Genomic DNA, 25,130 nt, shown 5'->3' on the forward strand with positions numbered 1-25,130 from the left:
GAACCGGAGGCTGCTTCGTTTCTATATTAAACGCAGGAACCAAACCCGACCGATGCTAAAAGAACCATTTTATATTTCAAGGCTTATCGCCGGCTACTTAAAAGGGGAACTGAGCGAAGAACAGGCGGCTGAATTGAACGCATGGATCGCCGCTTCCCCTGAAAACAGCAGTTATCTCAGCGAGCAGTTCGGTACTGAGGAGCGGCTGCGGGATTTGCTGGTTCAGTATAATGCTTTTGATGAGGATGCCGTATGGAACAAGACGCTCCAGAAGCTTGAAACCAAAAAGCGTTATCCTTTCTCCTATAAGATCATTGCCGCAGCTATGCTATTGATCGTTGGATCGGTTGCGCTGCTGTGGTTTAGCTGGAATACGAGGGAAAGGGAAATTGTAGGTATAAGCCGTTCGAAAGACATACCGGCCGGGACAAATGGCGCTACCTTAACCCTGGGTGACGGTCGGCGCATCAGCCTTTCTGATGCCCTGGAAGGTAAGCTTGCAGAAGAATCCGGGACGAGCATTGTTAAGACCACGGATGGTCAGGTATTGTACCACACCAAGGGAATTGAAGCGCAGGGCGGGGAGCAATCTTTTAATACGCTGACTACATCCAAAGGACAGCAGTATCAGCTGATCTTGCCCGACCAGACTAAAGCGTGGCTGAATGCAGGTTCGTCTGTCAGATATCCAGCCTCCTTTGCGGGACTGAAAGCCCGTAAAGTGGAGATCACCGGTGAGGTTTATTTTGAGGTTGCGAAAACTGCACAACGTGTGCCATTCCTGGTGTCCTCTAAAAATCAGACGGTAGAAGTGCTGGGTACCCATTTTAACATTAACGCCTATGATGACGAGCCGGTCATTAAGACCACCTTGCTGGAGGGCAGCGTGAACGTATTGTCGTTACAGAAGGCCAGGCTGCGGCCCGGTGAGCAGTCGGCCTTGACCCCCGCTGGTAAGATCCAGGTAAATGCTGTAAATACCGCAGGTGTTGTTGCCTGGAAGAACGGTGATTTTGTGCTGAGGGATACTGATTTCGATGTTTTGATGCGGAAGATCGCAAGATGGTATAACGTGGAAATCGTTTACACGCCGTCTGCCCCCTCAAACCTGAAACTGGTAGGCGTGGTTTCCAGGTCTAAAAATATATCTGCCATATTAAAAGTCATAGAAGCAACAGGGGAAGTTCACTTTGAGATAGAAGGAAGGAGGGTTACTGTGACGAAATAGCTACCAACACTATCTCTCAATGATCCATGAAAAAGCCAGATGTGGTTGCAACACAGCTGGCCAATGTCCGGATCAGGCGAAAAAAATTGACTTATCAACTAACCAAGACAAACAAATGTATAAAATTTACACCAACAACCGTGCGGTGCCTAAACGCTATGCCGCAAAAATCCTGCTTATTATGCGACTAACCACCGTATTATTGCTATTCACCTTTATGCAGGTCGCGGCTGCCAGTTACGGGCAGAGGATCTCGCTGAAAGGAAAAGATTTGTCGCTTGAACAGGTCTTCAACGCGATCCGGCAGCAAAGCGGGTACGATTTTGTCGTGAAGGAGAACCTGCTGCGGAACGCCAGGCCGGTTAGCCTGAACATCCACGACGCCAGTGTTCAGGACGCTTTAAGTGCCTGCCTGGAAAACCAGCCGTTTACCTATGTACTTCTCGAAAAAACGATCGTCATTAAAAAGAAGGAGCCTTCCATTTTTGAGAAGGTGAGCGCCATTTTTGCAAATATTGATGTGCGCGGCCGTATTGTAGACCGGGACGGCAAGCCTCTTGCAGGCGCCAGCATCTCGGTAGTAGGAGGATCTAACGGCACGAAGACCAGCCCGAACGGAACCTTTTATCTGGGCGGGGTGAATGAAAAAGCAGAGATCGAAATTTCTTATGTGGGTTATCTGACCAGGAGAGTCGTTGTAAGACCAGAGCTTGGGGATATTTCCCTGGAGCTGATCGAGTCGAAGTTGAACGAGGTGCAGGTTATCGCTTACGGCAATGAGGAGAAGCGCTTTAGTGTCGGTTCCGTCGCTTCGGTAAATGCCAGTGAGATTGAGAAGCAGCCGGTGACCAATCCGCTGCTTGCCTTGCAGGGCCGGGTTGCGGGACTTGCCGTGAACGGCACCAATGGTGTACCCGGTTCTACAGCGCTGGTGCAGGTGCGGGGCCAGAATACGCTGGGTACTACCCTGCAGGTAAAGCCTTACGACCAGCCGCTGTTTATTATCGACGGTGTGCCTTTTGCCCAGCAAAACGTGAACATCAACCAGCTTAACAGTCTGGCCACGGCACAATCCTTTACCGGCGGTATCAGTCAGGCCACAGGGATTAGTCCGTTTAACAGCATCAATCCCAACGACATCGAAAGCATCACCATCCTTAAAGATGCCGCTGCCACCTCTATTTATGGTTCGCAGGGTGCGAACGGAGTGGTTCTGATCACCACCAAGCGGGGCAGGTCGGGCCAAACCACCCTGGATGTAAACCTGAATACGCAGTTTAACTACGTGGCCCGTCCGGTGGAAATGCTGAACACGCAGCAATATCTTCAGCTGCGGAGAGAGGCTTTTGCCGCGGATGAAATTACACCTTCCGGTGACCCGGACGATTACATGGGTTATGCCCCTGACTTAACGCTTTTCGACCAGAATAAATATACCGACTGGCAAAAGATCATCAGGGGAAGGACAACAAATAATACCGACTTCCATGCCACCGTATCTGGCGGAACTGCGTCGAACACCTACCTGGTGGCGGCAGGCTATACACGCTCTAACTATAATTATCCGGGAGATTTTTCAGATCAGCGATTCACCTTACATAGTGCTTTGCACAGCAGTTCGGCCAATAACCGTCTTGCGCTCGACCTGGTCACTGACTATGGCTATGACCAGAACAACTCTGCCGCTTATGGCGGGAACCAGAATATCGTACTTGCCCCGAATCTGCCCGATCTTAAAGATGCCTCGGGCAACCTGATCTGGAACTATAAGGGATATTCTTTGGACGGGCAGAATTTCTACGCCGGGCTTTTGCGGCCTGTATATCTTCAGAATTACAACTTTAACACGGCACTAAATGTTTCTTACAAGGTGCTGGCCGGCCTGACTTTAGGTGCGAACATCGGCTTTAACCGGAGCAGTACGGTGGAGCGTTCTGAAAACCCGGCCAGTTCCCAGGAGCCTACCTGGGCGGAGCCAAGTGCAGCTTTTGGAGATAACGTGGCCCAGACGATTAACGTGGAGCCGCAGCTGAATTATACTCTGCCTTTGGGTAAAGGTGTGCTGACCGCCTTACTGGGTGGTACCTATAAGAAGGTGAGCAGCGATGCCTACCGCGTGGAGGGCTACGGCTACTCGAGCGATTATTTTTTGCGGACCATTGTCGGTGCTACGACGACCTATCCTTCCGAAACGTTAAATCTGCTCAGGTACAGTGCGGGCTTTGCGCGACTTAAATACGTGCACGACGAGAAGTACATTGTGGAGGTGTCGGGCAGAAGAGACGGTTCCAGCAATTTCGGTCCGGGCAGGCAGTTCGGTAATTTCGGCTCTGTGGGAGCTGGCTGGATATTTTCAGAAGAAAGCCTGTTTGATAGCTTTCCAATCCTGACCTATGGAAAATTATCCGGAAGTTATGGCACCTCGGGAGGTGACGCTTCCAGGGCTTATTCTTACCAGGCGCTGTATCAGAACTTATCTGGTGTACCGGCATTCCAGGACATCAAACAGGCTTATGCCTATAATCTTTACAATCCGGATTTCAGTTGGGCCACCAAGAAATCGCTGAACCTGGCGCTGGATCTTGGTTTCATCGATAACAGGGTAGTGTTGAACGCGACGTATTACCGGAACAGGGAAGGCAACCAATTGGTAGATATGCCTCTGGCTGCACAAAGTGGTTTCACCCGTGTGTATGGAAACCTGGATGCGGTAGTACAAAATAAGGGCTGGGAATTTACGACGACAACCGCCAATGTTAAAGGACGGCACTTTACCTGGTCGACCACCTTCAACTTAACCTTAAACCGGAACAAATTGCTCGAGTTTCCCAACCTGGAGTCATCGGCATATGCCAACAAATATATTGTCGGACAGCCCGTCTCGACGATCATCGGCTACAAGTATAAAGGGGTAAACCCAGAAACCGGCCTTTATGAGTTTTACGATAGGAACGGCGATGTGACTTCCAGTCCGAAATCGGGCAGGGTAGCCAATGGCGGCGACCAGGTGCCGATAGGAAATATGGAGGTGAAGTATATGGGTGGTTTTGGTAATAACTTTACGTACAAAGATTTCGGGCTCTACGTTTTCTGCCAGTTCTCCAGCAGCAATGCGCCGAATTATCTGGCAGGGCTTTATTACAGTGACTTCCCGGGATCGATGGTGAACCAACCCGCAGAAATATTGGGCAATTACTGGAAAAACCCCAATGATCAGGCTACTATACAGCGCTTGGGCAGCAGCTTTTACTCCGGTTCACTGAGTACGATTCCGCCCTTTACGCAGTCGGACGGCATTTACAGCAACAATACCTATCTGCGCGTAAAAACGGTCGCCTTGTCGTATGCCCTACCGGACAATTTTCTGAAGAAAATGCATGTGCGCGGCGGCAGTATTTATATAAACGCACAGAACCTGTTTACGATTACGAATTATAAGGCGGGCGATCCTGAACAGCCGGGCACGTATACAGCCTTCCCGATTCAACGGATCGTCGCATTTGGTATGAACTTTAAATTTTAACTCGTTGTCATGAAAGCAAGGTCATTTAATAAAAATATATTTAACGCAGGTTATTTGCTGATCATGTTAGGCATACTTGCGTCCTGTAAAAAATTGGTCGAGTTACCGGGTAACCCGCCATCTTTTATTAACAGGGAACAGCAATTTGCAGACAGCGCCTCAGTGATGTCGGTCGTAGCCGGCGTGTATACCTATAACCAGTCGAAAGGCTTTGGCTACAGCGATGCCAACTTTACCATAGCGACAGGACTTTCCGCCGATGAGCTGTCGACCACCCTCAGTTCTTCAGACAGGCCACAGTTCTATAACTATTCCCTTACCCCCTTAAACGGAAGCATTATTGGCTTGTGGCAATATCCCTATCAGGCCCTTTACCAGGTGAACGATGTGCTGGAAGGAATTTCTGACAATAATAAGTTATCGGCCTCCCTCGTAAATCAGCTAACAGGGGAGATGAAGGTGCTGAGGGCATTGTATTACTTTAACCTGGTCAATATTTTCGGCGGGGTGCCCTTGGTCACGTCGACCGACTACCGCGTAAACGCACGTTTGCCCAGGGCTTCCGTAGATGCGGTGTATGCACAGATTACAGCGGACCTGAATGACGCGCTCAACAGGCTGTCGCCCGATTACCCCTCAGAGGCAAGGTACCGGCCGAACCTGTATACCGCGAAAGCTTTACTAGCTAAAGTATACCTGTACCAGGGCAAATGGCAGGCGGCGTATGATGAGGCCGATGATGTTGTCGGCTCGAATGTTTACCGCCTGAGCGAGGTTCCCTTAAACGCGGTTTTCCTGGACGGAAGTGAAGAAGCCATATGGCAGATACCAGCGAAAAACTCCTATCAGCAGACCGCCGAGGCGCAGAATTTTATACCTTCCGGAGCATCTACGCCAAGGTATCTGGTGACGCCTTTTCTTTTGAACAAGTTTGAGGCAGGAGACCAGCGCCGGCAGCGCTGGGTGGGTACCACGGTCGTTAACGGTAACCCGCTCAGCTATCCCGCCAAGTATCGTAACCGACAGGCAACCAATCTGCCGCTCGAAGGATACATGATCTTGAGGCTGGCCGAAGTGCTGCTGATCCGGGCCGAAGCCGCTGCCCGTCTGAACAACCTCGCCAACGCTTTATCAGATGTTGATATCATCCGCGAGCGCGCGGGTCTGGAAGCCAGCACGGCAGATGTGACCTCACAGGATGCGGTATTAAATGCCATAATGCATGAACGCCAGGTGGAGTTGTGTTTTGAATGGGGAAACCGCTGGTTTGATCTGAAACGTAACGTGACACCGTCGACCTCAGCCGCAACTGTACTGAACGCCGTGAAGGCCGGTTACACCCCAGAGGCAGCCTTGTACCCGGTGCCCCAGGCTCAGCGGGACCTTAACACCTCCCTCGACCAAAATGACGGATACCGCTAAACACTAAGAGGCTTTTATTATTCCTGTAAAACACACATTGATGAAAAAACTGAAATACCTGAGTGGTGTATTCCTTGCACTGCTTACCCTGACCATGACTTCCCGAGCACAAAACACCGTGCTTTCGGGAAAGCTCAAGGGACTTGCCAACGGCACCATTGAAATCTTTTACAATAAGGACGGGGTATCTGCAACAGATACCCTAACCGCATCCAATGATGCCTTTACCTGGAAAGCGGACCTGGAAGAACCTGTGCGGATTGCCCTGATAACCGGCCGTAACAATTATTATTTTTTTGCCGAGCCCGGTCGCATGAACCTCACCGGAATAAAGGACTCCCTGGCATCTTACAAACTGACCGGCGCACCGATGCAACGCGATAATGATGTGTTTGTAGCCATGACCAAGGACTTAAGGGTACAGTGGGATTCGCTGTATGTGCGCTTAAAAAGTGCCACTTCCGAGGCGAAAAAAGCTGCGATTGAGCAGCAGCGGGATGAAAACCGAAAGCAGTTTGCACTTAGAACGGCACAGTTTATTGCCAACCACCCTAAAAGTTCATTCAGCGTGTATCTGGTTGGGCTGGAAGGTGAATACCAGGAGAAAATCCGCTTGTACGCCATGCTTCACGAATCGGCAAAACAGACCCGTGCCGGGAAGAGAATTGCCGGACTATTAAGTGTTATGGCCAACAGCCAGATCGGGGCGCAGGTAAAAGATTTTGTACAGGCGGATACTGCCGGTAAGCCGGTAAGCTTCAGCGAGTTTAAAGGCAAGTACGTGCTGGTGGACTTTTGGGCGAGCTGGTGCATGCCCTGCCGTGCAGAAAACCCGAATGTACTGAAAGCCTATAATACTTTTAAAGAAAAAGGCTTCACTGTTCTGGGGATTTCACTGGACGACAAAGCGGCCAACTGGAAAAAGGCTATACGGGACGACAAAATGCCCTGGACACAGCTGTCGGACCTGAAAGGCTGGGACAATGAGGTGTCGGTATTTTTTGGTATCCGGGCCATCCCCAGCAATTTACTGGTGGATCCGTCAGGAAAAATCGTGGCGAAGGACTTAAGGGGAGAGATGCTGGAAAATAAGCTGAGGGAACTGCTGGATTGATAAATTGAAACGATACATGATGACATTGGACCAGCGACAACAGGGTGGGGTGCTTTTGTAAGCACCCCTTTTTTGTTCCTCGATAATTATTGTTACTATTGCTGCTCAATCTAGGCTTTATTCGAGAAGACAATGGCAATGGGTGTTTCGCCGGAAGACAATGAGCGGCTTCTAGCCGATGTGGCCCGACGGGATCAGAAGGCTTTCCGTATTATTTACGATAGTTACGGGAAGCAGGTGTATACCTATGCTTTGCAGTTGCTGCATTCTGAGACAGAGGCCGAAGAAGTACTTCAGGAGGTTTTTTTGAAGTTGTGGCTGATGGGCGACCGCATTCTTAGCATCGGTAATCTCCATGCTTATCTGCGTACGGCCACCAAGCACCGGTCGCTGAATGTGCTGCGAAGGCTGGTATTGGAAGGTAAAATCGAAAAGGCACTGGGGAAAGAATGGAGGGAAGAGAATACGGATATTGAGGACGAAATCCTCATCCGTGATGTACGGGACGTTCTTAACCGCGCCGTTGATCTCTTACCTAGACAACAGCGGGAAGCTTACATCTTGTGTCAGCAGCAGGGCCTCAAATATGAGGAGGCGGCTGAACGCCTGAATCTTTCCCCCCTGACGGTGCAAACCCATGTGAAGCGGGCACTAAGATCGGTACGTGCGTATGTGAAAGCGAACACCGATCTTGCAGCGATCCTGATCATATTAAAACTCATGTAAATTACAGGCAACTGAAAATTTTCAGATGCAGGTACCCCGAACTTAGGGTGTCAGGTGTCTATACAGGAAACAGGCCGTTAACCGGTTATCATTTTTATGGATGCCAATCAATTCAACTCGCTGTACCAGCGATACTTAAATAAAGACATGTCTCCTGAACAACTGGAGGAATTCCGTCAGGTCGTTTTGGATACCGAGCAGGAAGAAATGTTATCGGACCGGATGGAGCGACACTGGAATGAGCTGGCGGAGGATGACCTCAGGTTTCCGGAAGGAGAACGGGCCGACGCGGTATTCGAATACATTGTAGCGTATCCGGTACATGAAAAAACTCAGGTGAGGCTTTGGCCCCGCATCGCGGTTGCTGCGGCAGCCGTCGCCATCATCACATTGGGCATTTCACTGTTTAAAACCCGGCCGTTTGTTAAAACAGACTACGATTTGGAGAATCAGGTGCATGTGGGCCCAGGGAAGAACAGTGCGACGCTTACCCTGGCCAATGGCAAGACCATCCGCCTATCAGACGCTGCTAATGGCGAACTGGCCAGGGAGGCTGGCGTCCTGATCAGCAAGTCGCCCAGCGGGCAGCTGATCTACGAGATTAAAGACAATGCCGGGCAGGGAGGAATAAACAAACTTTCTACCGCCAGGGGAGAAACTTACCAGGTTCGTCTGCCGGATGGCTCTGACGTTTGGCTGAACTCTGCTTCCAGCCTGAGTTATGCCGCTGATCTGATCAGCCAAGGCAAACGCATGGTGCGGTTGGAAGGTGAGGCTTATTTCAGCGTTAGCAAAGACCGGGAACATCCCTTCATTGTGGAATGCCGAGGTCAGCAGATCCAGGTCCTTGGTACGCAGTTTAACGTAAACGCCTATACCGATGAGCCTGTACTTGCCACCACGTTGCTGGAGGGCTCGGTTAACATCACCGCGGGCAGCGGCAAAGTAAAAATTGTTCCAGGTGAGCAAGCGGCATTAAGTGCAGGAAAGCTGTCGGTACGCAGGGTGGAGGTTGAGAATGTGGTTGACTGGAAAAACGGTGATTTCGCACTTAACCACATCGCGTTTAAGACGGCCATGAGGAAGATCGCCAGATGGTATGATATGGAAATTGTTTATGATGAGGCCGTTCCGGACAACCTGGAATCAGGGGGCTGGATCTCCCGGAAAAAGCCGCTCTCGGCTGTGCTGAAGTCCATAGAATCTTCCGGACTGGTGAAATTTAAAGTGTCGGGCCGAACCATTTTTGTTACACAATAGCTTATAGATCATGAAAAAACTTTCACTGTTTATATTTTTTCTTTTCCTGATGCTGAGCGCAGGAGCGCAGGACCAGCATCCGGTATCCTGGGAGTTCAGCGCTGAGCGTACGGCACCACTCACCTACCTGGTGAAACTGCATGCTAGCGTTAAAGCGCCTTATCACATTTATCCCCAGGAGTCGTTCGGCGGCATGGGCCTGCCCACGGAGATCATATTTGAGGCGCATGACAATGTGGAACTTCAGGGGGACATCCTTGAAAAGGGCGATGAACAGCAAGACGGGCAGACGCTCGCTTATTTTGCTAAAGGGGCAACATTTTCGCAAACCATTAAGCTCAAATCGGAAGATCCTACCTCGCTCTCCTTTACCATAAAGTACATGGCCTGCACCAAGCAGATGTGTCTCCCACCCTCTAAAAAGCAGTTCAGCCTGGCCATCAATCATGCGGCCGCAGCCGTGGATAAGGTCGACAGCGAAAAAACGCCGGCAGCTGCCAGTGCTGTTGAAGGAAAGTCCCAATATGCCCATTTCTCGATGGCAGATACGGAGGGTAAGATGGTCTCTTCCGAGGAATCGGTTTCCAAGAGCCGCTATACCTTTATTGATTTTTGGGCCAGCTGGTGCGCCCCCTGCCGAAAGCTGGGTCGGGAGCTGATCCCGGTGTACAATATGTACAAATCGCAGGGCTTTAACGTCATCGGCGTTTCCCTGGATACGGATGCCGCCGCCTGGAAAAAGGCCATTCAGGCAGACGGCTATACCTGGACAAATCTCAGTGACCTGAAGGGTTTTGAATCACCGCTGAGCAAAAAACACCAGATCACCGCGATCCCAAGAAATCTTTTGATAGACCGGGAGGGTAAGATCATTGCCCGGGACCTTCATGGAGAGGAATTGGTAAAAACCATCCGGCAACTGTTTAAATAACATCAAATAGCCATCATTAATTCACCACCTAAACCCGTACATATGAAGAGAAAACTACGATAGAAATTAAAAAACTAGTCCCAACGAAGCCGGGACTAGACAGTCTGGAATCAACTAAAAACCATTTACAGCAAGCTGCCCGTCGAAAAGCGCATTGCTGTGTTAAAACCAAACTAAACAAATGTATAAAATTTCTAACAGATGCCCGGGGAAGCCACAGTACCGGGGCGCTAAACTCGTGCTTATTATGCGATTAACCACCGTATTATTGATAGCATCCATCCTGCAGGTCAGTGCCGCTACATTCGGGCAACAGATCAACATCAGCAGAAAAAATGTCTCCATCCAATCGGCCATAAAAGCGATCAGGGAGCAGACGAAATATGATTTTTTCTATGACGGGAAAATCATCCCGGAAAACAAACGCATTGATCTGAACTTAAAGAATGCTGATATAGACCAGGCCCTAAAAACTGTGCTTGACGGCGCATCACTTACTTACTCCATTAACGGCCGGATCGTAACGATCAAAAAGAAGACGCCGCCTTCCCTGATCGATAAGATCGTTGCGGCATTTGAACAGATCGATGTAAGAGGCAAAGTGGTAGACGAGCAGGGACAGCCCCTTCCGGGTGCCTCTGTTTTTGTCAAGGATTACAAGCTTAGAACGACGACGAATGACAAGGGAGAATTTTTCCTGCAAAACGTAGATGATAAGGCCACCCTTTTCATCGCCTACGTAGGCTACGAACCGGTCGAGCTTACCGCAGCCCGCGATCTGGGTACGGTTAAAATGGTTCCGGTAAGCAGCAGCTTAAATGAAGTGGAAATAAAATTCAATACGGGCTACCAGGAGATATCACGGGAACGTGCTGCGGGCTCTTTTGCGAAACCAGACCTTAAAGTGATGCAGAACCGTACGAGTACGCCAAATATCTTAACGCGTTTGGAAGGATTGGTTCCGGGTTTGACCACCCGGGGTCCTGGCGGTTTGCTGGTAAGGGGCCAGAGCTCTTTGCCTACCGGCGATAATCCGTTAACTTCTACCCGGCCCTTAATTGTGATCGATGGTATCGAATTTGAAGGCAACATTGAACAGGTAAACCAGCAGGATATCGAAGATATCACCATCCTGAAAGATGCCACTTCAGCATCTATCTGGGGTGCAAAAGCAGCAAACGGCGTGATTGTTATTACCACGAAGAAGGGAGTGGCCAGCGATCGGCTGTCGTTCAACTACGACGGGTATTATGCATTTCAGGGCCGGCCAGACCTTGACTATGTAAAGCGCATGAATTCCCAGCAGTTTATTGCACTCTCCAGGGAACTGTTTCCGCAATTTCTTCCAAATTACCCGGACTGGAGGACGGTTAACCGCGACTTCGGAAACCTGCCCCACTTGCAGATCCAATATGACCGCGCCCGAAACCTCATTAGCCAGGCACAGGCCGACTTTAAACTGGACAGCCTTGCCAGACTCTCCAATACTGGTCAGATTGCAGACCTTTTTGTGAGAAATGCAGGTACGTTAAACCAGACGCTCTCTGTTTCCGGAGGCGGAAAAGTACACACCTTCTATGGGTCATTAAACCACATCGGCTTGCAAACCGACACACTCGGCCAAGAATTTAATCAGTACAAAATTAATCTGAACAACAACCTGATCATCAACAAAAGGATTACGGCCTCGATAACTGCCGACCTGACCAATACGGTGACCAGGAACGGCAATACGTATCAGCCTGAACGCAGCATTGTTCCTTACCAGCTTTTTAGGGATGCGAACGGAAATCCGCTGAACATAAATTATCTAGGTTACCACAGGAATATTCCCTTACCAGATTCACTGAGGGCAAGATATCAGTCGCGCAGCCGCATCAATCTTGACTATAATCCATTGCTTGAACAGGACAGGGCCTACGATAGCAGCAACGGAGTTTTCGCCAGATTGGTCGGGGGCCTGAAAGTCAACATTTTGAAAGGACTGGATTTCCAGGGCACTTACGGTTATAATCTGGGCAATACCAATACACGTGAAGTGAGGCTCCAGGACAATTACGCAATGCGGAGTCAGGTTGTGGAATTTACGCAAGCGCCGAACGCTACGGCAACTCCTGTTTACAACCTTCCGCAAATAGGTGGCAGGCTTATTACCGGATCGATTTCCTCGAGGGCATGGACGCTCCGGAACCAGCTGGTATTTAACCGCGACTGGGCAAAGCATCAGTTCACGCTCATGGCCGGGCAGCAAGCCACCAGCAGCACGCCGGTCACCGCAACAGCCACTTATTATGGATGGGATGATCAGCTGCAAACTTCGAGGCCGGTAAATATGGCCGCTTTAGGTGAAGGAATAAGTGGGGTAAGCGGCTTCGCTACATTGCCAAACAATGTTGGCGGTTCGGAGGGGCGCATTGCCAGAACCACATCTTATTTTGCTAACCTGGGGTATACGTTCGACAGGAAATATACATTGAACGCCAGCTGGAGAATCGATGAGAGTAATTTGTTCGGGCGGGATAAATCTGCACAGAACAGACCGGTATACAGCATTGGGGGTAAATGGGCTTTAGGCAGCGAAAGATTCATGGAAACGGCGAGCTGGCTTGATCAGCTGGATATTCGCCTGACTTACGGAATCACGGGTAATGCCCCTTTTGCCGGAGCGGCGTCATCGTACGATATTCTGACTGCTGAAAGTAACCCGAACTATGTGACCGGGGCAGGCTATTTGCTGAGCTCGCCCGCCAACACCAAACTGACCTGGGAAGGCACAACGGTTTACAATGCGGGTATCGACTTTTCCCTGTTTGAAAACTGGCTGAGCGGGTCGATTGATGGATACATTAAGAAGACGGAGGACCTCATCGGCGAGCTGGCCACATCGCCGTTCACGGGTTATGACAGTGTGATCGGTAATTATGGAAATTTAGATAATAAAGGAATAGACATTGGTATAAATTCCACAAACATCAGTACGGAAAACTTTAACTGGAGTACAGGGCTGATCTTTAGCTACAACAAAAACAAACTGACGCTTCTGCGTCAGAATGCGCCGGTTACAGGAGATGAGCTGACTTTAAGGGAAAGGATGGTAGATTATCCTTTACATACCCTGTTCATCTACAATTATGGAGGCCTGAATGCGGAGGGCGATCCGCAAGTGAGACTTGCAGACGGTACAGTAACCTCGGAAATCAATGTAACCAGACCAGAAGATATCCTGTACGCCGGTACCACCCAGCCTGTGTGGTCGGGCGGGCTGCAGAACAGCTTCCAGTATAAATCATTCAACCTCAGTGCCAGCATGATTTACAGCGGCGGCTATACGATTACGAATAACGTCAATCCTGCAACAAATGAATCCATTCTCGGTAACAATACGCTGCCAGTGGAATTCCTGAACCGCTGGAAGGCCCCGGGTGATGAGCAAAGAACGGATATACCAAGATATGTAGCTTCAGGTGATCTGGCCAGTGCCCGCAATATCGGTTACTTTAATCAGTCTCAGCGTTATGCACTAAATGGCGCCTATGTTAAGCTGCGCGACATCACCTTGTCTTACAGCCTGCCTCAGACGCTGGTAAGATCAATTCATGCACAAGGCGTTTCCTTCCGCTTCCAGGTCAACAATCTATTGTTATGGACGGCCAATAAAAACGGTATAGACCCGGAATTTTTAGGCGGGACGCGCGATGCCCAGGGAACAGTAAGTCTGGGTGCACACATAAGTTTTTAATTATCAAACAGAATCAGATATGAAAATTTTCGAAAAATATATTTTAGGTGCATTCACACTGATGGTGCTGGTCGTTCAGACGTCCTGCAAACGAGAATTCCTGGAGATTGTACCTAAAGGTCAGGCTATTGCAATTACTACAGCCGACTATGAGAAGATACTGAATGCAAATTATCTGTCGACCATATTCACTGCCGGCGTATATCAGGGCGATGAAATGGCTGCATTGCAGCCTGATTTCAGTAACCTGGAAGGCTCTGCCTTGCTCCGGCAGCAACGTTTGTTCAGGTATGAAGCGCGGGTATACGATGCTGCCGAGTTGCCCATAGAGATCACAGGCGAATCGAACTACATCAGGAAGCTGTACCTTTTTAATAAAGTGATTAATGAAGTTATGGATTCTCAAGGCGGAACCCAAGCACAGAAGCGTGCCTTGCTGGCCGAAGCCATGGCCGGGCGTGCCATCTGTAATTTCATGTTCCTGTCCGATTTTACCAAGCCCTATAATGCCACTACTGCGAACACTGATTTAGGTATCCCAAACCTTACCGCGGCAGATGTGACACAAAAGGATTTTAAAAGAGGAACTTTACAGGCAGGGTATGATCTGGTCATCAGTGATCTGAACGAAGCTTTGCCTCATTTGGGCGGACTTACCCATCGCCGGAAGATATCCAGGCTGGCCGCAGAATTTTACCTTTCGAGGGTGTATATGGCGATGAATAATTTCGCTGCAGCTAAAATACATCTGGATGCTGCGTTTGAAGAAGTTAACCGGGCTCAGATCCCTATGGAGCTCTACGATTATACCGTGGTGCTGAACCCGGATGATCAGGAAGCGGCAGGATCATGGTTTCCGGAAGGCTTTTTTGGGTTGGATAATGTGCCTATTGCAGCGAACAATAAAGAAATCATCTATAATATCAATGCAGGATGGTTTCAGTTTCAAGCTGTTGATGCATTTGTTTTCAGCCCCCAAACAGCTGCCTTGTATAGCGAAACTGACATGCGTGTGAACTTGTATTCACCTTATAAGCTTCTTACGACCACGGCATATCCGCTTGGCATGAGACGCCGGAATACGGACTTCTTTTTGGGTATCAATGTAGGACCCTCGCTGCCTGATTTGTATTTAATGCGTGCGGAGTGCCGGGCAAGATCGAATGATCTGCCGGGCGCAGTAAACGATCTGCAGTTTTTGCGGGCCAAACGAATCTCCGGCACAGACGCCCTTGTTCCGTCAGACGTTGCTTCAAGTCAGCAGAACCTGGTGAGATTTATTTTGGATGAACGCATCCGTGAGTTTGCGATCACCGGATTACGCTGGCTGGATATGCGCCGGCTCTCTGTTGATCCTGTATATAACGATCATATTGATTATACACACAGGATTTACGGTCCGGACGGGGCCGTAACCTCCACACACCAGCTTAAGCCGGAAAGGTTCGCGCTGAAATTTGGTGAGCGTATGCTCAATGAAAGTAAAGGTCTGGAAGAAAACCCTTAATCTGATACAGCATGAATATGAAGAGCATAAAAGTTTTGGCAATTGCTGCGATGCTGCCTGTAATCGGCCTGGCGCAAACAAAGTACCATATCAAGGGTACAGTGCCGGCAAGCCACAAGGCCACATTGGCGGTGATGTCTTACCCACCGGACGACAAAGGCGGAGAATATCGCGCGGACACCGCGCTTATCAAAGGCGGAAAGTTTCAGTTTGCCGGTAGCATTGGCAGGCCGCAACTGGCAGAACTAAACCTGATCGTTCCCCGTCCGGCAGGCGAAAGGCGTACCGGCGAGGAGGGTAATAACATGAAGAATGTTGGGCTGTTTTACCTGGATGGAAACATCACCGTCACTTTTGATACCGCAGGCATGGCCTCTTACAAGGGCGGAGGAAAGGAGCAGGAGGCATGGAGATTCTATGGTGATGCAGTCATGTCGAGAAGCAGCGCAAAGGATGCCCCTGCAGGTATGGCACTTTTTGAGCAGATGGTGTTGGATATGGCCCGGAAATATCCGGACGCTTATGTGAGCGTTGACCTGATGGACATATTTACGCAAAGCAGCATACAGCCGGATGTGGTTGGCCCCATGTACGATGCCTTGAGTACACGCATGAAGAATTCTGAGAAAGTTTTGCGCTGGAAACCCAGGCTCGAGCAAGCCAAACTGGCCTTATCGGGTACGCTGGATGCCCCTGGCTTTACCATCAACGATGTGGAAGGCAAACCGGTGTCGCTCTCCGATTATAAAGGCAGCTATGTTTTGGTAGATTTCTGGGCTAGCTGGTGTGTACCCTGCCGGGCTGAGAATCCGAATGTACTGGCAGCCTATGAGAAATTTAAGGATAAAGGCTTTAAGGTGCTGGGCGTTTCGCTGGATGAAGATAAAAGCCGCTGGCTGAAGGCAATCGCTGAAGATAAACTGCCCTGGAAGCAGCTGTGTGATTTTAAAGCCTCCAAAAGCGAGGTGAACCAATTGTACCAGATCAGCTCTATTCCGGCCAACGTGCTCATCGATCCGAACGGGAAGATCGTAGGTAAAGACCTGCGCGGCGAAAACCTGCATGCGAGACTCGCTGAAGTAATTAAATAAGATTGTTATTAAAACTTGGAAAAAATGAAGAAACTGATGTTTTTGCTGCTCATCTCCAGCACAGCCTGGGCGCAGCAGCCTGAGAAGAAAAAATATAACCTGAACGACTTCAGCGTCATTGCCGCTGTGGAAGAACAGGAAAAGTATTATAACGACATGCTCAAACAGAGTCCCGCGGATAAAAGCAAACCCCGGATGTATGATGCATATCTCGGACAGCTCGCAGCAGGATGGCTTGCAAAGGGAAATTTTGAGCGCTATCACCATTATATGGCCAGCAATCCCAAAATATCGCCGGTAAGCCTGATGGATATGGGTTATGCGCTGGAGGCTTTTGTAGATGACGATAAGCACATTAAAATGGTGGAACAGGTGTCGCGCGAGCTGCTGCAGAAGATGGAGCAGGGAAGTTTAGCGGATGGATTGGGAAGGACACAGGTGCTGCTCGAGGTTAATGCGCTGGCCAATGCCAAGCTGGGCAACCTGGATATCGCCAAAAAGAATATTGCCAGTTCAGGTACCCAGAAAGACAATATCCGGAATATGAAGTATTTTAAAGATTCCAAAGCCAGGTACCTTACCCGCTACAGCCAGATCCTATCGGCCGGAGGTGAACATAAGAGAGCACTCGACACCTTAACGGAAGCCTTCCGCCACGCCGATTCTCATCCGAAGATGGTAACGGTTTACATGGACATCTATAAGAAGGTACATGGCAGTACAGATGGCGCAGAACAAAAGATCAAAGCGTTGAAGGATGAGGCCTACAAAAAATATTATCAGGAGGTAGAGCAGTCTTACATAGCGAAAGCGCAAAAGACGATGCAGGCTAAATTCGCGCTTCCGGGCGGGGGTGAAGAGATGGACCTTTTTCAGGCTAAGCCTATCCAGGATCTTGCTCTGGAAAATCTGAGCCAGAAGAAGGTTAAATTCTCAGAACTCTCCGGTAAGATCGTAGTACTTGATTTCTGGTCGACCGGCTGCACCCCATGTGTTGCGGCATTCGGCGGATTTGAGAAGGTTGTTGCAGACTATAAAAACGAGCCCTTCCAGCTTTTTGTGGTGAATCTTTTCGAGGACCATCCCACCGTGAAAACATTTGTAACCAGGCGCGGCATTACGCTCGACGTGCTTCGTGACGAAGAAAACGCCGCCTTTAATATCCAGGGCACGCCCACGAAGATCGTGTACGACCCGGCGGGCAATATCCGTTTCTATGCGGTGGGATATGCTGGTTCTACCGACAGGGAGTACTACAAGCTGAAAGCTATGGTGGAGATCATCAAGGCACGGAGTTCATCAGATAAAACCGTTCAGGGCAAGTAATGAAAATATACCTTTTAACCGCCTTGTTGGTGCTGTCGACCGGCGCAATGGCTCAAACGCAAGCTGAAGAAAATGCTCAGCTCAAGGCCTTGCAGAATGAGAAGAGCAAAGCAGCGCTGCAAACAAAGATCAGGACGCTGGAAAACGGAAGTGCCGGCGATCTGAACACCTTAATTCAATATTATGTGAAGGATTCCGTAAAGCGCGTGCAGGTAAGCAGGCGCCTGGTGCGGAAATATCCAGAAAGCCAGGAGGCGATGATGGTCCGACTGCGGCCGTTTATGAAATTGTCTAAAGTCGAGGAGGCCGAGCGCCTGCTTCAGTCAATGAAGAAGGATTATCCCGGGATAAATCTTGACATGGAGAAAACGCTGGTTGCCTGCATGTATGCCGAGATTCCTGATACGACTAGTATCATGAAGCACATCAATACTATTGAAGCTCCTGCAACCAGGGTAGCCGCCATTACCCAAGCCCTGGATATCATCGCCGCTTTCGATAACGCGACCGCGCTGAATATGGCCTCCGGGCGGTTGAAAGCCGTTCAAGCTACGAAAGACCTGCCCGCTGCAGGTACAGGTATGAGGACAGATCCTAAAGCTGTGTATTATAGTTTTATAAAGACGTACTCGAAACTACTGTTCAAGGCAGGGAGAAATGAAGAAGCCTATCCATTTACGATGGAAGCCTACGAGCATTCCGGTGAAAGGGATGCTGAACTGGTGGAGAACTATGGTTTTCTTTCGAGTCTGAACGGGAAGTATGAGGCGGCGCTGCCTATCCTATCTAATAGTGTGAAAGAAGGTAAGTTCGAAAAACGCTATGTAGACCAGGTCAGGAAAGCCTATGCAAGCCTGTATCCGGAAAAAGATGCAGAGGCGTATATCTCCACACTTCAGCAGACGTTTAGAGATAAGGTTAAAGCGCATGTTTCCACGTTATTGGTGGACGAGCCTGCTCCCGGGTTTTCCATAAGCGATGTGAACGGTAAGAAAGTTTCTTTGGCAGACTTTGAGGGAAAAACGATCGTGCTTGATTTTTGGGCAACCTGGTGCGGGCCATGCGTAGAATCTTTTCCGGCCATGCAAATGGCAGTTGACCGGTACGCCAATGATCCTGACGTAAAATTCCTGTTTATACATTGCTGGGAGAATGCTCCGGATCCGCTCAGTGATGCGAAGAACTTCCTGAGCAAGCGAGATTACAAGTTTGACCTTTACATGGATCCCCGGGATCCTGTTACACGACGCAGTGCTGCAGCTGATGCCTTCAAAATAGACGGTATTCCAGCTAAATTCATCATTGACGGCCGCGGCAGGATACGGTTCAGTGTAGCAGGATTTGAAGGGAAGGCAGAAGCCGCTGCCGAAGAAGTGATTCAGATGGTTGAAATGGCGCGGAACCAATAATCCCCTGCAGGCTTCGGGCTAATCCGGCGGGCGATTACTTTTCGGTGAGGTAATCGCCTAGTCCGGCTTTCTCAAGAAAGCGTACAAATTCGAAAATGAGATCTTCATCCATGCCACGTGTTTCAAGTTGGAATACGGATAGCTGCAGCATGTCTGCAGGAGTGGGGAACTGTTCTTCCGCTGCAAATTCGAGGAATTTCGGGCTGAAGTTTAAATCAGCAAATGTTCGCTGAAGTATAGGGTGGCTGAAATTTTTCATTTTGAACTATTTTAATTTACGGCAAAGTTAATCAAAGAAAACACAAAAAGCCACTTATGAGGCGTTTCTTATAAGTGGTTGTACGGAAGGGGCTTATTTGCGTGTTTTGCATCATGCAAGGTGACAAAGATATCTCAACCAAAGAAGACTTCTCTGCGGAGTATATCAGGAAATTGGCCGAGAGAATTAAAAGTCTTCGTCTCAAAGCAAACTACAAAAGCTACGAGGCATTCGCTTATGACCATGGGATCTCCCGCTCACAATGGGGGCGTTACGAGAAAGGTATGAACCTGCAATACATTTCACTGGTGAAGATTACCAAAGCTTTTGATATGACCCTGGAAGAGTTTTTTTCGGAAGGGTTTGAGGAGTAGGGTCCTCATTGGCACGACCATTGCTTTCTGGCTAGCAAAAATCTGCCTTATGTTTAAATCGTTCACTTCAGTTGATTGGGTTCTTATAGTGCTTTTCGCGTCCGTGGTTTGGTATCTGGCCATAGGGACAACTGGTTTTTGATGTGGCACTGTGAATGGTCTGATCACCGGGAATGCCGAAATTGACAAGACTTGCCGCACTGGATCATGCACGCGCGGAATGGAATTGTTATATTTGGGTATATCTCTTGTCATATGAAAGCTTTCTCCATATTAATTGCGCTGGTATTATCTTCTCTGGTATCGGACGCTCAAGTGCCGGATTTGATGAATTGGAAACTTGATAGTCTTCCTGTCGGCGAACGTTTCTATACGGCTAATCATTCGGCTGACAACTGGCTTTTTAAGTTGACCGGTGGCAAATGGAAAGTTGTTCAAAACAAAGATGGGCAGCAAAAAGGTGACAGCATTCCACCAGGTCTTATTACTTCTGATGTGAAACGTAAAGTTGGGCTGGAGAGGGGACAGTCTTTTGTAAAAAGAGTTTCTGACGGCTTTCTGGTGGGGAAGGATGGCGGTGAGTTTGGCGGCGGTTTGTTTTTTATTGGTCTCGATGGAGGACTGCTGGTGGTTCGGGACCGTATCAATGTTCGTTCCATCATTGAATATAACGGAAAGTTACTGGCTATTGAAGGGCTTGCGCATTTAGGTAGCTACAGCGGGCAGATTCTGGAAATTTTTAAAGAAGGCGATAGATGGTCTTGCAGATTGCTTACCACGCTTGTCGATGCACCCATACTTATAGAGCGCTTCGGGGATGAGCTCCTGATCGTCACTTCACAGCATCTCCTTAAGTTGGGAAGAGGCTTTAAAACTACGGAAGTCCTGAAGTCGCCGATATATTGGGGCTCTCTATATCCAACGTCGATGTTGATTGATAGGACTGACCTGTATTTAGCCATGCGACAGGGTGTGTTAAAAATCAAGGATTTTGAATCGCAACCGGTGTATGCATGGTATGTTTTATGATTTGGAAACTCACCGATAGGTATTTTGACCTTGAATTTTCTAAATGAAAGAGCTATGAAAGTCCTCACCGTTATTTTAATTGTTTTGCTTATTCCCGTTTTGCTGATCTTGATCAACCGGATTAAGTCGGGAAATCTGGAAAAGAAGTACCCGGCTTTGGGGCAGGGGGCAGGGAGTGAAAATTTCGTCTTGCTGGAGCTTGAGTTGAAAGGCCAGAAACTGGAATATGTGCGTGAGGAAGGGATTGCTGACCGTTCTGAGGAAATGCGAAAAGCATATCCCGGACTGGAGCCCGGACGATACTGGCCGAAAGATGGAGGCTATGTTTGTTTTGACACGTTGAAGAACCTGTTTATGGTTGCCACGACTGAGTATGTTGTGGACAAAAGTGGGATGATGGACGAACTGAAACACGTTTGTTTTTTCGACGTTGACGGGAGGGCGTCTGGCCACATCAGCGAAATGTATAACATTAAGCAGGAATGGCGTAAGCATAGTATTCTGTTACCAGACCATATCCCGAATTTCCCGAACTGGAAGGCGGATCGCTCAGAGCTGCAGCTCCGGCATTTTGGCGTGGAGGAATTCAGAACGCACTGGTTGAACCCGTTTCGGGGAATGGGTAGTCCGACAGGTGTCGGATCTGCTCCGGCCTGGGCAGGAACGGGTTATTTTGATCTGCATGTAGAAGGAGAGACGATCCGTTTCAGATCGCCCGCAACGAGGGATGGCTTTCTGCTTCAGGAACCGCATGATTTCGGGACGGACCTGTCTTACTGTAAGTTTCCCCGATCGTTTGCCAGAAAAGTTCCTGCGTTTCTTGTTTACAAACCCTCGTTTGGCCAGGGCCGGGTGTTTATGGTGAAACAGAAGCGCTGAGCTTTCTCCAGGCTTCAAGGCTGAAGTCTGTGTCCTGCGCAGGATCGTAAACCTTGATTTCGTAATGCGGATAGATGTAGACCCTGAACATCATGAATCTTGAAAAATTATCCTCTTCCCTTGATCCGGTTTCAACAAGGTAGTAGTTTTTCCCTTCGCTGGGTCGTTCTGCTATACCTGCCTGATCTGCACCGCTGCGTACTTCGGGGATATTCCTGATGTCCCGCAGAATCTGTTCTTCGGTAATGGGCGCTACAAAGGGTTTTCCTTTGAGGGGCCTGAAATGCGACATGCGGTTCGCGGTGTATTTACTGTCATTGTCGCCCGCCTCATAAAGGGTATCAGCGAACCATTTGACCTCGAACAGGGTGTTTTTAAAGCGGTCGTCGATAGCGCTATCGGTAACCAGGCTTATGGTGTCTTTGGAAGCGTTCAGAAAGATGTTATACCAATAGTCGAAGTTTCCTTCAAAATGAATGAACTGCAGGGTGTCGGTATGGGTAACAATCATTTTTTCGGGTTGCCGGGTTTCTACGGAATCCGATGCGGTCTCAAGGGCCTGGCCGGATGGTTTTTTGTTTCCACAGGATGAGAAGATAAGGGCGCAGGCCAGGAGTGGGATGAATCTTGTCATTTCTATTTTTGGTACAATATCAAAAAAATAATAGAACCTTCTATTTTTTTTATCTTTGCAGTCTCCCGAAAGGGAGTTCTTAGGAGGAACGGCCTCCCCCATAGTGGGAAAAATACTTCGGGACGACCCGATATTATCCTGATTAAGCAAATGGCTTGGTTATTTTTAATTCTTGCAGGAGCCCTGGAGGTTGTGTGGTCTTATGCAATGAAGCAGTCGGAAGGTTTTAGCCGGCTTACCCCATCGCTGATCACCATTGCGGCGATGGTGGCGAGCTTTGGTCTGCTGTCAATTTCTATGCGTACGCTTCCCCTCGGTACCGCGTATACCATCTGGACAGGGATTGGTGCTATGGGCGCCTTTATCCTTGGCGTAGTGTTCCTCGGTGAGCAGTTTACCGCTACCCGTGTGATTGCGGCATGCCTGATTGTTGCAGGCCTGATCTTAATGAAGTTTTCTTCTGTGGATTAGGGCTTACATAAAAGCGCTGCGTACCTCGAGCTTATAGCCTTTTCCGCGGATTACAACGATATTGACATCAGGCTCGGGTTCGAGCTTCTTTCGTAGTTTTGATATGAACATGTCGAGACTGCGCCCAACAATAACCCCTTGGTCTTCCCAGATCTCTTTTTGCAGGCGGCTTCTGGGTATGGCTTCATTGGGTGACTCTGCGAAGATGCTAAGTAGCCTTGTTTCAGTTCCCGTAAGGTCGGTGGTTGTGCCATCCAGGGTAATTGTTTGGCTTTCCGGATCAAACAAAATGGCGCCTAATCTGTGGATCCGGGTGTGCTGAGTGTATGGTGTGGATCGCGGGGGCCTGGCAGATTTGAGAAATACCAAGCCCACAAAAGCCAACATGGAGAGGCCGCCCAGAAAGTATTCACGTTTTGTCGCAAATGTTCCTGCGGGCTTAAATTTGATGTTTATCGTATAGCGCGCTGTGGGTTGCTTTCTTCCTTTGCAGGCGACGATATCGTCTTTTTTATTTTTAGCGATTGCAAATCCATACGCTACACCGGCATTATGGGGGTTCAGTACATTGACGATATACTCATCCGAATGCGGATCCCGGCCCAGCACACGCTGCGCAGTATTGACCAATGAATCGGGCTGAAAAGTAAAGGCCTTTTCGAAAGTAATCTGATATTCGTGTTCAGCGACTTTTTGAACCGGGAGCACCCTTGAACTGGTGTCGCCCGATTGTAAGAGTAGCTCATGTCCGATACTGCGTAGCAAAACCTCCCTTTTGGCCAGTCTGAAATCGTCGCCTTCCCCGGGGCCAAGGATCACCCAGATGATAGCGATAAGGGGAAGCAGTGTCAGCGCGAAGAGATATCTGCGTTTGCCCGGCGTTTTTGAATCTTGGCCAAAGTCCATAAGGTCAGGTTTTTATTCGTAAAGGTCGCATTTTTATTTTGCAATCTGTGCCGCATGCTGCTGAATATATCGGGATATCAATCTTCCGGTTTTTCTTTAGGATTGGCCATTCTTACGATTCGGGGTTCAAATCTGGCAAGTATTTCTACGAGGTCGTCCTGTGCGGCCATGACGGCATGGATGTCTTTGTAGACCATTGGTGCTTCGTCTACGTCACTGCCCATCAGGGTTATCCTTTTCTCGGCCAGGTTCTCTGCAATGACTTTTCGGTCGAGCGTTTTAAATGCTGCTCTTCTGCTCATTAGTCGGCCCGCACCGTGACTGGCCGAGTTGATGCTCTCTGCATTACCTTTGCCACGTACCAGGAAGCCGGGTGTGCTCATGCTTCCGGGGATGATGCCTAAGACGCCTTCGCCGGCTGGTGTGGCGCCTTTGCGGTGCACCATCACTTCTGTACGGTCGGCCAGCTGTTCCTTCCAGGCGAAGTTGTGGTGGTTTTCGATCATCGCGATCGGTTTAACACCCAGGTCGCGCGCGATCTTGTTGTGTATCTCGTAGTGGTTCGCGCTTGCGTATTCACCGGCGAGGTTCATAGCAATCCAGTATTCCTGGCCTTCCTCCTCATCCAGGCTGAGCCATGCCAGGTGTTTGGCATCGCCAGGCAGCTTTGTTTTGCTCATGGCTAACTTGCTGTAATGGTCGGCCACAGAACCCCCAAATCCACGCGAACCGGAGTGAGACAGCAGGGCCAGGTACCTGCCTGCGGGAATTTCTTCCAGGGCTCCTTCTGCAATCGTCAGCTCCCCCCATTCCACGAAGTGGTTGCCCGTGCCGCTGGTACCCAGTTGTGCATAGGCTTTATCTTTCAGGCTGCGGATCACTTTGGTCTCGTTCCAGGTTTTCTTGTCGAACAAGGAACTGTCGAAGTATGATTTGGTGGTACAGCCCATGCCGAAATAGGTGTTGTTTACCAATATCCTTTTTAGCTTATCTTTTTCTGTATCCACGGCTTCGGCCGGCAGGTCGTAAATGCTCAGGCACATTCGGCAAGCAATATCGACGCCCACGGCGAAAGGGATGATGGTGTTGGCTGCTGTAGCCAGCACACCGCCGATAGGGAGGCCGTAGCCCTGATGTGCATCGGGCATAAGCGCACCTGCAACCGCGATGGGCAGGTTTATGGCGGTCCGCATTTGTGCAAGGGCGCCAGACTCGATGTGTTCCTGACCCCATATTGGAAATTCGGTCAGTTCCTTATTTTGTATCTTCTCCTTTTCCATACTCGAGATATCTGCTAATGCT

Annotated in this window: 20 protein-coding genes; 16 read left to right on the top strand and 4 right to left on the bottom strand. The window is 49.2% G+C overall.

Annotated elements, in window-relative coordinates; translation table 11 throughout:
* Positions 1–52: 52 nt before the first annotated feature.
* The 12 genes from J3P40_RS05100 to J3P40_RS05155 all read left to right on the top strand — a co-directional run bounded on the left by J3P40_RS05100 (position 53) and on the right by J3P40_RS05155 (position 19,276).
* The gene (locus J3P40_RS05100; RefSeq protein ID WP_256003507.1) at positions 53–1,228 is read left to right on the top strand and encodes a FecR domain-containing protein; all 1,176 of its coding nucleotides are present in this window, start codon (positions 53–55) and stop codon (positions 1,226–1,228) included.
* A gap of 115 nt (positions 1,229–1,343) precedes the next feature.
* Positions 1,344–4,751, top strand: coding sequence for a SusC/RagA family TonB-linked outer membrane protein (locus tag J3P40_RS05105; protein ID WP_256003508.1), 3,408 nt, complete (start codon positions 1,344–1,346; stop codon positions 4,749–4,751).
* A gap of 9 nt (positions 4,752–4,760) precedes the next feature.
* Positions 4,761–6,173 (top strand): RagB/SusD family nutrient uptake outer membrane protein, encoded by a 1,413-nt coding sequence (locus tag J3P40_RS05110; protein WP_256003509.1) that lies wholly within the window; start codon positions 4,761–4,763, stop codon positions 6,171–6,173.
* 40 nt (positions 6,174–6,213) lie between these two features.
* Positions 6,214–7,287 carry a TlpA disulfide reductase family protein gene (locus tag J3P40_RS05115; protein WP_256003510.1) on the top strand — a complete coding sequence of 358 codons (1,074 nt, stop codon included), beginning with the start codon at positions 6,214–6,216 and terminating at the stop codon, positions 7,285–7,287.
* 132 nt (positions 7,288–7,419) lie between these two features.
* On the top strand, positions 7,420–8,013 hold the full coding sequence (locus J3P40_RS05120; RefSeq protein ID WP_256003511.1) for an RNA polymerase sigma-70 factor: 594 nt from the start codon (positions 7,420–7,422) through the stop codon (positions 8,011–8,013).
* Between the two features lie 96 nt (positions 8,014–8,109).
* Positions 8,110–9,273, top strand: a complete 1,164-nt coding sequence (locus tag J3P40_RS05125) for a FecR family protein (protein ID WP_256003512.1) — start codon at positions 8,110–8,112, stop codon at positions 9,271–9,273.
* A 10-nt stretch (positions 9,274–9,283) separates the two neighbouring features.
* Positions 9,284–10,204: a TlpA family protein disulfide reductase gene (locus J3P40_RS05130; protein WP_256003514.1), complete on the top strand. Its 921-nt coding sequence runs from the start codon at positions 9,284–9,286 to the stop codon at positions 10,202–10,204.
* 181 nt (positions 10,205–10,385) lie between these two features.
* A complete protein-coding gene (locus J3P40_RS05135) occupies positions 10,386–13,943 on the top strand; it encodes a SusC/RagA family TonB-linked outer membrane protein (RefSeq protein ID WP_256003516.1) in 3,558 nt (1,185 codons plus the stop codon).
* 19 nt (positions 13,944–13,962) lie between these two features.
* The gene (locus J3P40_RS05140) at positions 13,963–15,450 is read left to right on the top strand and encodes a RagB/SusD family nutrient uptake outer membrane protein (protein ID WP_256003518.1); all 1,488 of its coding nucleotides are present in this window, start codon (positions 13,963–13,965) and stop codon (positions 15,448–15,450) included.
* A 17-nt stretch (positions 15,451–15,467) separates the two neighbouring features.
* The gene (locus J3P40_RS05145; RefSeq protein WP_256003521.1) at positions 15,468–16,541 is read left to right on the top strand and encodes a TlpA disulfide reductase family protein; all 1,074 of its coding nucleotides are present in this window, start codon (positions 15,468–15,470) and stop codon (positions 16,539–16,541) included.
* Positions 16,542–16,565: 24 nt separating this feature from the next.
* Positions 16,566–17,867: a TlpA family protein disulfide reductase gene (locus J3P40_RS05150; RefSeq protein WP_256003523.1), complete on the top strand. Its 1,302-nt coding sequence runs from the start codon at positions 16,566–16,568 to the stop codon at positions 17,865–17,867.
* Complete coding sequence (locus J3P40_RS05155) at positions 17,867–19,276, top strand: TlpA family protein disulfide reductase (protein WP_256003525.1); 1,410 nt, start codon at positions 17,867–17,869, stop codon at positions 19,274–19,276. Before J3P40_RS05150 ends, J3P40_RS05155 begins: the two co-directional genes overlap by 1 nt.
* 34 nt (positions 19,277–19,310) lie before the next feature.
* On the opposite strand, the gene J3P40_RS05160 is transcribed toward J3P40_RS05155, so the two are convergent.
* On the bottom strand, positions 19,311–19,535 hold the full coding sequence (locus tag J3P40_RS05160) for a hypothetical protein (protein WP_256003528.1): 225 nt from the start codon (positions 19,533–19,535) through the stop codon (positions 19,311–19,313).
* A gap of 113 nt (positions 19,536–19,648) precedes the next feature.
* Between J3P40_RS05160 and J3P40_RS05165 the strand changes: the two genes are divergently transcribed.
* The 3 genes from J3P40_RS05165 to J3P40_RS05175 all read left to right on the top strand — a co-directional run bounded on the left by J3P40_RS05165 (position 19,649) and on the right by J3P40_RS05175 (position 21,817).
* Entirely contained in the window at positions 19,649–19,909 is a 261-nt protein-coding gene (locus J3P40_RS05165) for a helix-turn-helix domain-containing protein (protein WP_256003530.1), read from the top strand.
* A gap of 255 nt (positions 19,910–20,164) precedes the next feature.
* Complete coding sequence (locus J3P40_RS05170; protein WP_256003533.1) at positions 20,165–20,938, top strand: hypothetical protein; 774 nt, start codon at positions 20,165–20,167, stop codon at positions 20,936–20,938.
* A 54-nt stretch (positions 20,939–20,992) separates the two neighbouring features.
* On the top strand, positions 20,993–21,817 hold the full coding sequence (locus J3P40_RS05175; RefSeq protein WP_256003535.1) for a hypothetical protein: 825 nt from the start codon (positions 20,993–20,995) through the stop codon (positions 21,815–21,817).
* Here J3P40_RS05175 and J3P40_RS05180 read toward each other — a convergent pair.
* On the bottom strand, positions 21,795–22,451 hold the full coding sequence (locus J3P40_RS05180; protein WP_256003538.1) for a hypothetical protein: 657 nt from the start codon (positions 22,449–22,451) through the stop codon (positions 21,795–21,797). The two genes, J3P40_RS05175 and J3P40_RS05180, sit on opposite strands and share 23 nt — an antisense overlap.
* Positions 22,452–22,601: 150 nt before the next feature.
* On the opposite strand from J3P40_RS05180, the gene J3P40_RS05185 reads away from it, so the two are divergent.
* Positions 22,602–22,922, top strand: a complete 321-nt coding sequence (locus J3P40_RS05185) for a DMT family transporter (RefSeq protein WP_256003539.1) — start codon at positions 22,602–22,604, stop codon at positions 22,920–22,922.
* Between the two features lie 3 nt (positions 22,923–22,925).
* Here J3P40_RS05185 and J3P40_RS05190 read toward each other — a convergent pair whose 3' ends face one another.
* Positions 22,926–23,828 carry a winged helix-turn-helix domain-containing protein gene (locus J3P40_RS05190; protein WP_256003540.1) on the bottom strand — a complete coding sequence of 301 codons (903 nt, stop codon included), beginning with the start codon at positions 23,826–23,828 and terminating at the stop codon, positions 22,926–22,928.
* Between the two features lie 77 nt (positions 23,829–23,905).
* Entirely contained in the window at positions 23,906–25,108 is a 1,203-nt protein-coding gene (locus J3P40_RS05195; protein WP_256003541.1) for an RtcB family protein, read from the bottom strand.
* Positions 25,109–25,130: the final 22 nt, after the last annotated feature.

Origin of the sequence: Pedobacter deserti, assembly GCF_024436415.1 — a bacterium.
In the GTDB taxonomy this organism is placed as follows: Bacteria; Bacteroidota; Bacteroidia; order Sphingobacteriales; family Sphingobacteriaceae; genus Pedobacter; species Pedobacter faecalis.

Bases quoted from the DNA above. Each gene is read 5' to 3' on its own strand.
- J3P40_RS05100 (WP_256003507.1), top strand. From the start codon at position 53: ATGCTAAAAGAACCATTTTATATTTCAAGGCTTATCGCCGGCTACTTA.
- J3P40_RS05105 (WP_256003508.1), top strand. From the start codon at position 1,344: ATGTATAAAATTTACACCAACAACCGTGCGGTGCCTAAACGCTATGCC.
- J3P40_RS05110 (WP_256003509.1), top strand. From the start codon at position 4,761: ATGAAAGCAAGGTCATTTAATAAAAATATATTTAACGCAGGTTATTTG.
- J3P40_RS05115 (WP_256003510.1), top strand. From the start codon at position 6,214: ATGAAAAAACTGAAATACCTGAGTGGTGTATTCCTTGCACTGCTTACC.
- J3P40_RS05120 (WP_256003511.1), top strand. From the start codon at position 7,420: ATGGCAATGGGTGTTTCGCCGGAAGACAATGAGCGGCTTCTAGCCGAT.
- J3P40_RS05125 (WP_256003512.1), top strand. From the start codon at position 8,110: ATGGATGCCAATCAATTCAACTCGCTGTACCAGCGATACTTAAATAAA.
- J3P40_RS05130 (WP_256003514.1), top strand. From the start codon at position 9,284: ATGAAAAAACTTTCACTGTTTATATTTTTTCTTTTCCTGATGCTGAGC.
- J3P40_RS05135 (WP_256003516.1), top strand. From the start codon at position 10,386: ATGTATAAAATTTCTAACAGATGCCCGGGGAAGCCACAGTACCGGGGC.
- J3P40_RS05140 (WP_256003518.1), top strand. From the start codon at position 13,963: ATGAAAATTTTCGAAAAATATATTTTAGGTGCATTCACACTGATGGTG.
- J3P40_RS05145 (WP_256003521.1), top strand. From the start codon at position 15,468: ATGAAGAGCATAAAAGTTTTGGCAATTGCTGCGATGCTGCCTGTAATC.
- J3P40_RS05150 (WP_256003523.1), top strand. From the start codon at position 16,566: ATGAAGAAACTGATGTTTTTGCTGCTCATCTCCAGCACAGCCTGGGCG.
- J3P40_RS05155 (WP_256003525.1), top strand. From the start codon at position 17,867: ATGAAAATATACCTTTTAACCGCCTTGTTGGTGCTGTCGACCGGCGCA.
- J3P40_RS05160 (WP_256003528.1), bottom strand. From the start codon at position 19,535: ATGAAAAATTTCAGCCACCCTATACTTCAGCGAACATTTGCTGATTTA.
- J3P40_RS05165 (WP_256003530.1), top strand. From the start codon at position 19,649: ATGCAAGGTGACAAAGATATCTCAACCAAAGAAGACTTCTCTGCGGAG.
- J3P40_RS05170 (WP_256003533.1), top strand. From the start codon at position 20,165: ATGAAAGCTTTCTCCATATTAATTGCGCTGGTATTATCTTCTCTGGTA.
- J3P40_RS05175 (WP_256003535.1), top strand. From the start codon at position 20,993: ATGAAAGTCCTCACCGTTATTTTAATTGTTTTGCTTATTCCCGTTTTG.
- J3P40_RS05180 (WP_256003538.1), bottom strand. From the start codon at position 22,451: ATGACAAGATTCATCCCACTCCTGGCCTGCGCCCTTATCTTCTCATCC.
- J3P40_RS05185 (WP_256003539.1), top strand. From the start codon at position 22,602: ATGGCTTGGTTATTTTTAATTCTTGCAGGAGCCCTGGAGGTTGTGTGG.
- J3P40_RS05190 (WP_256003540.1), bottom strand. From the start codon at position 23,828: ATGGACTTTGGCCAAGATTCAAAAACGCCGGGCAAACGCAGATATCTC.
- J3P40_RS05195 (WP_256003541.1), bottom strand. From the start codon at position 25,108: ATGGAAAAGGAGAAGATACAAAATAAGGAACTGACCGAATTTCCAATA.